The following is a 12304-nucleotide window of genomic DNA, read 5'->3' as shown; positions in this document are numbered from 1 at the left end:
AAGGACGTTACGTTTTGCGACATCCTTTTAAAGGTGGCTTAAACTGTAAAGCTGGTCGAGAATATAAAAGGTCTTTACCTAGACGTTTTGAGAAAGAAGCACAAAATCTTGCCAAACTCACCAATTGGAATATTCAAGATATTCGCAAGAAAATGAGTCTCAAAGAACAGCCAATTAGTTCTTGGTGGCAAAGTTTCTTTGGGTGGGTAGGATTTTAGTCTTACAACAGTTTTGATTTATTTGAAACAGGTATCTGCAAACCCAAACATTTATCTCAGATGTAGCAATGCTACGTCTGGAACCCCCAATTTACTTAAAAATTCTTGTAACTCATAACTAAAGTTCAAAAAATCAAAATGACACTCTCAATAAAACAAATATTTCGGGTATTAATTTCATTAGTACTAAGTTTTGTCGTACTTTTTTACTTTACCCCTGCAGCCTGGGCTTTTTGTGGATTTTATGTTGCTAAAGCTGATAGCAAACTATATAACCAAGCTTCTCAGGTTGTGATTGCTCGCAAAGACAATCGCACTGTGTTGACAATGGCAAATGATTATCAAGGTGATGTGAAAGACTTCGCCATGGTAGTTCCTGTTCCGACAGTGCTAAAAAAAGAACAAGTTAAAGTTGCAAAACCAAAAATTATTGAAAGGTTAGATGCTTTTAGCGCCCCGCGTTTAGTTGAATATTTTGATGAAGATCCTTGTAACCCAGTTGTATATGAAGAGCGAGCAGTTCAGTCTTCAGCTGCACCCACTCCTGCTTCCAGAAATAATTTGAAGAGAAAGAACGATCTAGAGGTAACCGTAGAAGCTAAATTTAATGTTGGTGAATACGATATTGTTATCCTGAGCGCAAAAGAATCTAACGGTTTACAAACTTGGTTACGGCGCAACGGCTACAAAATTCCTCGAGGTGCAAGAAGTTTACTACGACCTTATATCCGTCAGGGGATGAAATTCTTTGTTGCTAAAGTCAACTTAGATAAATTTGAGGAAAAAGGTTATCAATTCCTCCGTCCTTTGCAAATATCCTATGAATCATCTAAATACATGCTTCCGATTCGTTTGGGGATGATTAACTCTACAGCAGAGCAAGACTTGTTAGTTTACATTATTTCCCCTAAAGGACAAGCAGAAGTTACCAATTACCGCACAGTAAAAGTCCCTTCGAATACTAATATCCCTGTGTTTGTTAAAGACGAATTCAAGGATTTTTACAAATCCATGTTTAAAACAGTATATACAAAAGAAGACAAAAAAGTTGCTTTCCTTGAATATGCTTGGGATATGGGTACTTGCGATCCCTGTTCTGCTCAACCTCTCAACCGAGAAGAACTCAAAGATGCTGGTGTATTTTGGTTGAACGAACCTGCAGTCGATCTACCAATAAATCCCAGAGGTCGACGTTTCCGTCGTCCTCCTTCCAGTAATATTTTCATTACTCGCTTGCATGTCCGCTATACCCGAGATAAATTTCCTGAAGACCTGATGTTCCAAGAAACATCCAACAGACAAAACTTCCAAGGACGTTACGTTTTGCGACATCCTTTTAAAGGTGGCTTAAACTGTAAAGCTGGTCGAGAATATAAAAGGTCTTTACCTAGACGCTTTGAGAAAGAAGCACAAAATCTTGCCAAACTTACCAATTGGAACATTCAAGATATTCGCAAGAAAATGAGTCTCAAAGAACAGCCTACTAGTTCTTGGTGGCAAAGTTTCTTACGGTGGGCGGGATTTTAATTTTTAGAATCCCGGTATAGAGACGCAAGATACCACACAATCTAGTCGATTTAGTTAGTATTTAATACGTCTCTATATGGCTATATAGACATCTTGGCAATTAATTAACTCGTGCTTAATTTAAAAATTAAAAATCGCCATTACCTAAACACCACCACCAACTTGTTGTTGTTTTTGCTTATTTAGCAACGCAGCGTATAACCTGTTGAGTGCATTAACATATGCTTGTGCTGATGCCACAATAATATCTGTATTTGCTGAGTGACCGGAGAAGACCCTTTCTTCGTATTTCAGACGGATAGTCACTTCCCCAATTGCATCTATGCCGGCGGTTACTGACTGCACAGAAAACTCAATTAATTGATTGGGTACATTAACAACTCTGTTAATTGCCTTATATACCGCGTCTACAGGTCCCGTACCAATCGCAGCATCAGTTAGTTCTTCACCATCAGGATTACGAAGGATGACTGTTGCTGTGGGACGGGTGCGATCGCCACAGGAAACTTGTACTAATTCCAAACGAAATAGGTCTGGTGCTTGTTGAATTTCATCATTTACAAGTGCTTCTAAATCCCAATCAGTAATTTCCTTCTTTTTATCTCCTACTTCTTTAAATCTTACAAATGCTTTATTTAGATCGTTTTCTGATAGTTCAAAACCTAATTCTTTAAGACGAGTACGAAAAGCATTTCTACCAGAATGTTTGCCCAATACTATTTTATTAGTATTTAAACCTATCAATTGAGCATCCATTATTTCATAGGTTCGTTTATTTTTTAGTACTCCATCTTGATGAATTCCAGATTCATGAGCAAACGCATTTGTACCAACAATTGCTTTATTTGGCTGTACTAATAAACCTGTTAAATTAGAAACTAAACGGGAAGTTTTATAAATTTGTTGAGTATCAATATTGGTTAATGGTTCCTCCGAGTTAGTGGAACGTCCTAAAAAGGGATTAAAATATTGTCGCCGTACATGTAGCGCCATTACTAATTCTTCTAAGGCTGCATTTCCTGCTCTTTCACCGATACCATTAATTGTACATTCTAACTGTCTAGCACCATTTTTTACCGCCTCTAAAAAATTAGCAACAGCTAAACCTAAATCGTTATGTCCATGTACAGAAATAATTGCTCTATCGATATTGGGAACATTATCTTTTATCCCCTTAATTAATGCTCCAAATTCACTGGGAGTTGTATAACCTACTGTATCAGGAATATTAATCGTAGTTGCTCCTGCTGCAATTGCTTGCTCTAATACTTGATAAAGAAATTCTGGTTCGGAACGAGCAGCATCTTCAGGGGAAAATTCAATATCATCTGTAAAACTTTTGGCATAACTAACCATTTCCCCAGTAATTGATAGCACCTCCGATCTAGTTTTTTTCAACTTGTATTCGAGATGAATATCACTGGTCGCAATAAAGGTATGAATTCTTTGCTTTGCTGCAGCTTTGATTGCATCGGCTGCTGATTTGATATCTTCGTGACGCGCCCTTGCTAAACTGCAAATAACTGGACCTTCACTTGTTCCCACTGTTTGAGCAATCCTACTGACAGCTTCGAAATCTCCAGGACTTGCAAAAGCAAAGCCAGCCTCAATTATATCTACTCCCAAACGCGCTAACTGCTTTGCTATAGTAAGTTTCTCGTCTATATTCAGAGTTGCTCCGGGACATTGCTCGCCATCTCTGAGGGTAGTATCAAAAATAATGATGCGTTCTGATTTGGTATCCATTACTGTATTTGTATTTGTTTTTGTTTTTACTTGTTACTTAAAATACCTAATTCCTTAAGTTATTTTTTATTTTTGTTAATAGTTATTAAGATTACTGGCCTTCTACTTTCTCAATTGATTCTCTAACAGCATTCATATCTATATATCTATCAGTGGCATTACGTAATTCTCGTGCTATCATACCCTCAGTTGATACTACTGTAATATGAGTATTTTTTGAGCGTAATAGTTCAATAGCTCTTTCAAAATCACCATCTCCACTGAACAAAACAACTCTGTCGTATTGGTCTACTGTATTAAACATATCTACGACAATTTCTATATCTAAATTTGCTTTTTGTGAGTAGCGACCAGAGACATCATCATAATATTCTTTAAGAATCTTAGTTCGGACTGTATATCCCAGACTAATAAGAGCATCTCGAAAACCTCGTTGATCCTGAGGGTCTTTTAAGCCAGTGTACCAGAATGCATTTACTAAAGTTGTACCTGGTTGCTCATGTGCAAAATATTCTAAAACTCTTCGGGGGTCAAAAAACCACCCATTTTTTTGTTGAGCATAGAACATATTATTCCCGTCTACAAAAATAGACAGGCGGTTGTGTGAGGTACCCATAATATATACACCTAAAAATATTTAAATCAATTTAGATTGAACAACAGATTATATCAATAATAAAATGGCTAATTTACTAATATATATAAAATATATTGTCATATAGAACCTTGATATAATTCATAAGGGCAAGTAAAAATAAAACTCAAACAATCTTTGTATATCCCATAACTGCTTATACTTTTTCACATTTAGTAATCATAAAAAGTAGCTTGTAATCAAAATTGACTAATTTGGTTCTTCAGTTAGAACTGATTAATTACAGCATTAAGATGCTATACCTCAATCCAGTTTACTCTGAAAGCGGTATTCTCTTGGAACAGAGTGGAATTTATACTTTTTGTCATGAGATGATCGTACTGCCACATAAGTTCATTTTTCCCACTTTGAATAAGTATCATTCACTTGTAAGTGTTTTATTCAAGGTATAGGGCATAATATTTTCATTTCCTAACTTCGACTAGAAGTTTAATGGCTAGCCCTGGTATTTATTAGGAAATTTTAAGTGCAAAACCTATCCAGGTAAATTTATCTGACTTACCTTTAATTTTTTTGCCAAGATGATGGCATATCTGCATATTTTTTGTGCATAAATCTTCTAATGAATTAATGTGTTAGATGAAACATGATATACTGCATTTCAAAACTTTTATGAGAAAATTAGGTTAAAAAGATAAACAATGTGGAATATATAATACCAATTCATCTTCACTTGTATAAGACAATTATCTAAAATGGGGATATCAGGGTGTTTATACTAGAAGATAATGTAAATAAAAAAACAAAACCTTAGCAGGCCGTTCGAGAATCGCGGTATGGCAGAAGAACCTACATATACCTTAACCAAAGAAAATATCTCTGGTGAGAATCAAGCTGCAAATCAATCAGATAAGCCTACTAATAACCCAATATCGGCAATTCAACCTCGATTTATGAGTAAGGTAGGACATATACTTTCAGCAGTTTGGGCTGTTGGTGCAGCGATCCTGAGTTTATCTGGGGATCATTTGACTATTTCTCAGTCTTTAGAAAATCAGGCTCATACAAGTTTTTATGCTTTACGCCAAAAGGAAACTCCTCCTAAAGAAATTATAATTTTGGCAATTGATGATAAATCTATCTCTTCACCGAAAGAAAATTATCTACTTGACCCGAAAGAATTTAGTTATTTAGAGCCACTTAAGTCTTTTCCTTATAAAAGGGAAGTATATGCTCGGGTGATTGATAAGCTGATCGCAGCTGGGGCTCGCCATATTGCATTACACATAGTCTTTGACAGTGCAAGTAGTTATGGACCTGATGATGATGAAAAATTTGCTTCTGCATTAGAACGCCATGGTTCTAAGGTCACTTTGGCTGCGTTATATGAGGATACTCAGGAAGAACAAGGTTCTATAAATAAAATAAAAGAGCCTCTAGCTATATTTCAGAACGATCAGATATCAATTGGGATTGAGAATTTCCCTCAGGAGAAAAATGGTACAATTCACAGATTATCCAGTTCGCTGGTTAAAAAATTAAAAGAAACATTCAAAGAATACAATTTATTTGATGACGACATCATTTCATTTGATAGAGCCGTCTTAAAAGGTGCAAAAATTAACTACCCCCTACCTTCCGGCGATCGCATATATTTTTATGGTCCCCCAGGAACATTTGAGAAAAAACCATTTTGGGAAGTATTTGACCCCGAATTTTGGGATGCAAATTTCCAGGGAGGAAAAATCTTTAAAGATAAGATTATTCTAATTGGTTCAACTAGTAGGCTTGCAAAAGAATTTCCCGTACCAGTCTCAAACAACTTGTTTTCTTCAACAAAAATGTTTGGGGTAGAAATTCATGCTAATGCGATCGCGACTTTGATAGAAGGAAAGGCGATTGCTCAAGGGATCGAAAGTGATTTAGGACGTGGTTTATTCACTTTGTGTTTGGTGGGAGGGACAGCTTTATTTATTGCCAAAATTAGACGAGGAACAAGGAGATTTTTTGTAAGTATACTTGTTGCTACAACATGGGGAGGAATAACCTACGCATTATTTTTCTATGGTAAGTTAATTTTTCCAGCAGCAATTCCAATCGTAGGAATTATTGGTACTGGTTTTTCTTACTTAGGAGTAGAACTAACAAGGGAGTTGATACGAAAAAGCCAGCTAGTGGATATTTTCCGGAGATATTCCACAAGTCAGGTTGTTCGGGAAATTTTGAGTCAGCAAGAAGACCTTAAAGACTTGATCTACCAAAGACAGATGGAAATCTCAGGTAAAATTTTGGATGGTAGATACAGAATAGTTAAAGTTCTTGGCGCTGGTGGATTTAGCGAAACTTATATCGCTGAAGATTGCAAACGTCCTGGAAATCCCTTATGTGTTGTTAAACAATTAAAACCAGTAAACGATAAACCAGCTCAATTGGAAGTCGCAAGACGACTATTTAATTCTGAGGCGAAAACTCTGGAAAAATTAGGTAAGCACAATCAAATACCTCAACTGTTAGCTTACTTTGAAGAAGAAGAAGAATTTTATTTAGTTCAAGAATATGTTATGGGTCATCCCCTAAGCAGAGAAATTCCATCGGGTAAAATTCTTGATGAAAGAACAGTAATCCATATTTTAAGAGACTTACTAAAAGTATTGGAATTTGTACATGCAAATGAGGTAATTCATCGCGATATTAAACCCAGTAATATTATCCGTCGAGAATCAGATAGAAAACTCGTATTAATTGATTTTGGTGCGGTGAAAGATGTAACATCTCAATCTGAAGATGAGCTAGAGCAAACATCTTTTACCATTGGTATCGGTACCAAAGGTTATGCACCCAGCGAGCAATGTTTTGGACGTCCCCAGTACAACAGTGACATTTACGCTGCTGGTACGATCGCCATCAAAGCTTTGACAGGTAAAGCTCCCCACGACATTCCAACCGATGGTTACGGAGAATTAAAATGGACAGATAGGGCGAGTATTAGTCCTGCTTTTGCAAAAATTATCAGCAAAATGGTACTCAATGATTATAAAAGACGATATCAGTCAGTATCAGAAGTATTAGCAGCGCTTGCAAAGTTAGGGGTGGGTAGACAAACAAGCTACAATGACTGCTTACCAACTAATAATATAACTTTAGATGATACCGATATTCCAACTAATAATATAACTTTAGATGATACCGATATTCCAACTACGCCTTGGGTAATTCCACCCAATAATGACGAGCAAGACTCAACTTCTATATTGCCCACTGATAAGTGAATAGTTATCAGTTAACAGTTTATGGCTAACGCCACGCCCTTACGGGCTACAGTTAACTGTTATCAATTACCTATTACCGATTACCGATTACCTATTACCGATTACCGATTACCGATTACCATTAGCGGCTAGCGATAGCGTACTTTAGGTATTGTGTGGCGTTAGCCATATACCAATTACCTACAAACTAATCTTGACGTAAACGGCTGGCAAAAATTGCTGCTTGGGTGCGATCGCGTAAATTTAAACGGCTTAAAATACTGTTAACATGATTTTTAACTGTACGTTCTGATATAAAAAGTTTGCCAGCAATTTCACGGTTATTTAACCCTTTAGCAATGAGTTGTAATACTTCTTTTTCTCTAGGTGTTAACTGCTCAAATTCTGGCGGAATTTCTACACTGGAAGTAGCAGTCATAACTTTTTCAAATAATCCAGGTCCCATTTGAGTGTAACCTTTATTTACCGCCCTGATTGCCTGCGCCAGTTCTTCAGATGGCGTGTCTTTGAGTAAGTAGCCCTTAGCACCAAATTTCATTGCTTGGGTAATGTAATCATCATCATCAAAAGTTGTTAGTACTAAAACTTTGATATTAGGTGCTTTTTGCTGTAAGTTACGAATAGCTGCAACTCCGTCCATGATTGGCATTCGCACATCCATAAGTACCACATCTGGCTGTAATACCAACGCTTGCTCTATCGCCAGCTTACCATTTTCAGCTTCACCGACCACCTCAATGTCTTGCTTCGCTTGTAGAAGGCTACAGAGTCCTTCCCGGATAATACTTTGGTCGTCAACCAGTAAAACTCGGATCATGCTGTACTGATAGTGGAATCTCAATCTGAATTTTACAACCTTGATCGGGTTGACTGTTAAGTTGGAAAAGACCTCCAAATGTTTCAACTCTTTCTCGCATTCCCCGGAGTCCAAATCCGGTGGTATTTTCGTTGGGGTCAAAACCTTGACCGTTATCTTCTAATAATAAAGATATATGTGTAATTCTTTCTTTTACATCTAATTTTACCCATTCGGCATAACCGTGTTTGGAAACATTAGTTAGTGCTTCTTGGACTACTCGATATAATGCTGTTGATATTTCATCTGGTAATGAAGATTGTAAATATATTTCAGATACGACCTTAGTTCCTGTAGTTCTTTCAAAATCTTGGATTAAATTTATTAAAGCATCTGTCAGTGACTTACCTTGTAACGGGTTTTTCCTTAAAGTTGCAACTGAGTTACGAACGTTTTGTAGTGCTTCTTTTCCTAATTGTCTGGCTTTATCTAAGTGCTGTTTTGCCTGTTCTAAATTTACATTAATCTGCATCGCTACATTCTCTAACTGAATACTTTGAGCTGTTAGAGAATGACCTACAGAATCATGAATTTCCCGAGCTATCCGATTACGTTCCTGCAAGGTCGCTTGATTTTCAATTAATAAAGCATATTCACGCAAACGTTGATTAGCAACGGCGAGTTTTTCCCGACTTTGTTTTTGTGCTAATAATGTACCCACCAAAAGCATGACAAAGATCAAAACTAAACCAAACATTACTGCTGCATTCAGTTTCCAGTAAATCAGAAATTGTTGTGCTAAATCCGGTGATATTCTCCGAAGCACTCGCGGTAATCGTTTACCTAAAGACACACCAAAAGGTTGAATCTGCATTACTGACATCATTTGCATGAGGATAAAAGAAATATAAGTAAATATTCCTACGACTATACGTCCGCTCCAAGGAAACATTAGACAAGCGCGGATCGCAACAACCAATAGCAAAGCAGGGAAAACTCTTTCTCCTCTTCCTCCCCATAAAATTATCAGCCAACTCAAACCTAATCCAACACTGGTATGTAGCCCTTGTATGAATCGCGAGCCAAAAGGTAGTCGCAGTCCCATTAAAGCCAAAATTCCAAGACTTACTAAAATTCCCGGAGTAAAAATTATTAGTGGTTGATTAAACCGATGGGGTCTTAATAAGTGAGGTGGTGGTAAATATTCTCTGGGAATTTGTAATCTTGAAAATACTGCCAGAAAAGCAATCCCCAATAGTATTAATTCTAAATAAAACAAAAGACGAAACGGATGTTTTTTCCAATTCAACCGTTGCATAACCTGGTACAACCTAGCTGCAGCTATAGTTTTAACTTTATTACTATAAAGTAAATCATTTTTTAGCAACAGTAACCCTCGCTCTACTATAATTTACACCTCGTAGGCCAAAAGTACTAGATAGATATAGTACCTCGGTAACTCATAGTTTGGGATTAGGGATTCATGCAGTTTATACAAGACATTTTATAGGATTTAATTGTTCGCAATTAAAGCGAGTAAAGTTCAAAACCTTAAAATTCAAAACCGTATTTTAACCATCACGAGGAATTTAATATGAATTGGCGTCAAATCTCTGTGTTGCTAGCAGCTTCAGTAATTTTACCTGCGGGTAGTGTTACTGCGAATCAGTTGAGTGTTTCATCCACAAGCGTGAGTCAGAGTAATATATCTGTACGCTCTGGTAAAATTGCCCAAGCTTCGCCGAATACTCCGAATTTCAAAAGGAGACGACGTGTTAAGGGAGGGATGAAGAAAATATTTCAGCAACTTAATCTGAGTACCGAACAGCAAGAACGCATCAAAGCAATTCGTCAAGAATCTAAAGAAAATAACAGTAGTTTGCGCCAGGAAATGAGGCTAGCTAAAGAAGAAATGCGTAAACTGATGATACAAGATACGTCTTCCGACAACGAACTCAGACAACAGCATGAAAAAATTCAAAATCTGAAAAAAGAACTAGGAAATCAACGATTTGAAACAATGCTTAAAATGCGCCAAGTTCTTACTCCCGAACAACGCAGTAAAATGGCTGAATTAAAACAACAACGCCGGCAAAATTTTCGTAAACGTTGGCAAGGTCGAAGTTATAAGGATAGCTAATATCGTAAGATGATACGTAGTAATCTATTTTTCAATAGAATCTACAAGTAAGACCTGATTTGAAATTTGTACTCCTGTTCCACTTACTTGTAATCCACAATCAAATATTTGTCTCGATTATTTTTTATAATCCGAGCCAATTATAAATTTAGATAAATTTGATTAACGTAAATACTCAGAGGCGTTACACCACAACGTCTCTATAGTTTTATTTGCAAATGCAATTTTTATACTTGCCAAATATTTGCTTTGGCTCGCATAATATCAAGCTCATAAATCTACTCAATTGCGGGATTGCTGTTTAATTTTATTATTCTTACATATCATATCCGCAATAAAAGCAAAACTTCCTAACTGCATAGAACTAAAGAATAGCAATAGGGTTAATTGGCTTAAGTTTTGGTGACTAATAATCTCTTGTATTAAAGTCAGGATAAATCCCCCAAATAATACACTTGCTATCGGTAATAAAAATCTTAAAGGTGCAAAGTAAATTCCTATGTGGATAATTATTTGCACGAACTCTAAAGCAGCTTCAATCGGATTAACTTTAGCTTGTTTGACCTTATAGTGACAGTAAATAGGTTCGTAGCGAACAACATAGTTATTACTTAACATAGCCAAAGCTGTTGCAGTATCAAAACTATTTGTATTGGGAAGAGCATTGAGAAATTGTTCAACTACATCTTTACGAAAGACGCGCAAGCAACTATTTAGATCTGGGATTGAAGACATGGTCAACCATTCAGCGAAATGGGTTAAGCACGAATTAGAAATTTGGTGAAATTTTGAGTATTTCATCCCAACTCGAGCAGCTGCAACCATATCGGCTTGCAACATTAAACTGACTAGTTGGGGAATTTTTTCATTTGGATAAGTTCCATCAGCATCAGTTGTCACAATTAGTGGATACTTTGCTTGGCTAATTCCACTTTTAACAGCTGCACCATAACCCAGACGTCGTTGATGTTCAATGACTTTTATATCTAACTGCGATCGCAACAAATCGCCAGTACCATCACTAGAAGCATCATTAACTACAATAATTTCATATTCGCAATTACCCCGATTTAAATAGTCACGAAGGCTATTTAGGGTAAAAACAATCATATTTTCTTTATTATAGGCAGGTATAACCACCGAAAAAGCCGGGTAATCAATTTCACTGCCTTGTGTTTGTATAGGACATGCATCACGTATTCTCATAAAATAAAAGTTGTATAAAATACGTTGTTTATGATACAAGGTAATTTTCGTTTATACATTTTTTTTAGTAAAAAAATAAAAAACTAAAAAACTAAATTTTGCGCGTGTTGAGCGTAGTGAAACAGCTTAAATATACATAAGCTCACTACAGGTGGTTCGCATATATTCTTCAAAGAACTATAGGGATTTTCATTTGAATCAAATAATGTTTACTCCCTTCTCGCCCCAAGATTAACCGTACAAAATATCTGTTCCTCTTCCCACACCTCCCACACTTCCCAGGTATTTCGTATTTAGTCACGACTCGCGCGTTCTCACCCTGCGGGTTGGCTGCGCCCGGATGGCGTCTTGCACCGACGCGGGGTCGCTCGTCATTTTTTCGCGATTTTAGGGGACACTTGAATTCTGAAATTACCAAACCATGTTAAGCAGTTGAGAAAATTATCAACTATTCCGCAATACCAAAAAACCTACCCTTCCCCCTTTCACTCAATTGATAACCTTCTACCGGTAAGGGAGTAAATCTCCAAATGTAGGACGTAAAATTATGAACTTGTCGTTACGCAACAACTAATTTACCCCATCGTCAGGTTTCATACCTCCCTAAGAGGTTTACTACACTCAACTGGTAACCGCTTATTGTTGAAAATTAAAGAAATTAATAATTAGAAGATTAGCAGCAATTATTTAAGTTTAATGTGAATTATCTAATGTGAACTAGATTGAGCTTTGTAATATTAATGATTTCAAGAGCCGTTACGATTATTTTTTATTCTCAGATAAAATTATATACTTCCAGTATCTAAA

At 36.5% G+C, this 12304-nt stretch carries 8 protein-coding genes and 1 pseudogene; 4 read left to right on the top strand and 5 right to left on the bottom strand.

Features of this window, described 5'->3' with window-relative positions; genetic code table 11:
• Together BC008_RS04470 and BC008_RS04465 are read left to right on the top strand one after the other, a co-directional pair.
• Positions 1–218 (top strand): annotated as a pseudogene (locus BC008_RS04470) (DUF2330 domain-containing protein); the annotation flags it as partial.
• A 138-nt stretch (positions 219–356) separates the two neighbouring features.
• The gene (locus BC008_RS04465; protein ID WP_058183209.1) at positions 357–1745 is read left to right on the top strand and encodes a DUF2330 domain-containing protein; all 1389 of its coding nucleotides are present in this window, start codon (positions 357–359) and stop codon (positions 1743–1745) included.
• 144 nt (positions 1746–1889) lie between these two features.
• On the opposite strand, the gene BC008_RS04460 is transcribed toward BC008_RS04465, so the two are convergent.
• Both BC008_RS04460 and BC008_RS04455 read right to left on the bottom strand, forming a co-directional pair.
• Positions 1890–3491 (bottom strand): 2-isopropylmalate synthase, encoded by a 1602-nt coding sequence (locus tag BC008_RS04460; RefSeq protein WP_027843027.1) that lies wholly within the window; start codon positions 3489–3491, stop codon positions 1890–1892.
• A 91-nt stretch (positions 3492–3582) separates the two neighbouring features.
• Positions 3583–4107 carry a LabA-like NYN domain-containing protein gene (locus BC008_RS04455; RefSeq protein ID WP_027843026.1) on the bottom strand — a complete coding sequence of 175 codons (525 nt, stop codon included), beginning with the start codon at positions 4105–4107 and terminating at the stop codon, positions 3583–3585.
• A gap of 815 nt (positions 4108–4922) precedes the next feature.
• On the opposite strand from BC008_RS04455, the gene BC008_RS04450 reads away from it, so the two are divergent.
• Positions 4923–7355 (top strand): serine/threonine-protein kinase, encoded by a 2433-nt coding sequence (locus BC008_RS04450; RefSeq protein ID WP_027843025.1) that lies wholly within the window; start codon positions 4923–4925, stop codon positions 7353–7355.
• A 187-nt stretch (positions 7356–7542) separates the two neighbouring features.
• On the opposite strand, the gene BC008_RS04445 is transcribed toward BC008_RS04450, so the two are convergent.
• Both BC008_RS04445 and BC008_RS04440 read right to left on the bottom strand, forming a co-directional pair.
• Positions 7543–8172 carry a response regulator gene (locus BC008_RS04445; RefSeq protein WP_027843024.1) on the bottom strand — a complete coding sequence of 210 codons (630 nt, stop codon included), beginning with the start codon at positions 8170–8172 and terminating at the stop codon, positions 7543–7545.
• Complete coding sequence (locus BC008_RS04440; protein WP_036265282.1) at positions 8150–9469, bottom strand: sensor histidine kinase; 1320 nt, start codon at positions 9467–9469, stop codon at positions 8150–8152. The genes BC008_RS04445 and BC008_RS04440 overlap by 23 nt, the downstream gene beginning before the upstream one ends.
• 276 nt (positions 9470–9745) lie before the next feature.
• Here BC008_RS04440 and BC008_RS04435 point away from each other — a divergent pair, with 276 nt between their 5' ends.
• Complete coding sequence (locus BC008_RS04435) at positions 9746–10291, top strand: Spy/CpxP family protein refolding chaperone (RefSeq protein WP_058183207.1); 546 nt, start codon at positions 9746–9748, stop codon at positions 10289–10291.
• A gap of 282 nt (positions 10292–10573) precedes the next feature.
• Here the strand turns inward: BC008_RS04435 and BC008_RS04430 are convergent, their stop codons facing one another.
• Positions 10574–11497, bottom strand: coding sequence for a glycosyltransferase family 2 protein (locus BC008_RS04430; protein ID WP_027843023.1), 924 nt, complete (start codon positions 11495–11497; stop codon positions 10574–10576).
• Positions 11498–12304: the final 807 nt, after the last annotated feature.

It is taken from the genome of Mastigocoleus testarum BC008 (assembly GCF_001456025.1).
Lineage (GTDB): Bacteria > Cyanobacteriota > Cyanobacteriia > Cyanobacteriales > Nostocaceae > Mastigocoleus > Mastigocoleus testarum.
This window is presented reverse-complemented; position numbering and strand designations above follow the sequence as displayed.

Coding starts and splice junctions, on each gene's coding strand:
- BC008_RS04465 (WP_058183209.1), top strand. CDS start 357: ATGACACTCTCAATAAAACAAATATTTCGGGTATTAATTTCATTAGTA.
- BC008_RS04460 (WP_027843027.1), bottom strand. CDS start 3,491: ATGGATACCAAATCAGAACGCATCATTATTTTTGATACTACCCTCAGA.
- BC008_RS04455 (WP_027843026.1), bottom strand. CDS start 4,107: ATGGGTACCTCACACAACCGCCTGTCTATTTTTGTAGACGGGAATAAT.
- BC008_RS04450 (WP_027843025.1), top strand. CDS start 4,923: ATGGCAGAAGAACCTACATATACCTTAACCAAAGAAAATATCTCTGGT.
- BC008_RS04445 (WP_027843024.1), bottom strand. CDS start 8,172: ATGATCCGAGTTTTACTGGTTGACGACCAAAGTATTATCCGGGAAGGA.
- BC008_RS04440 (WP_036265282.1), bottom strand. CDS start 9,469: ATGCAACGGTTGAATTGGAAAAAACATCCGTTTCGTCTTTTGTTTTAT.
- BC008_RS04435 (WP_058183207.1), top strand. CDS start 9,746: ATGAATTGGCGTCAAATCTCTGTGTTGCTAGCAGCTTCAGTAATTTTA.
- BC008_RS04430 (WP_027843023.1), bottom strand. CDS start 11,497: ATGAGAATACGTGATGCATGTCCTATACAAACACAAGGCAGTGAAATT.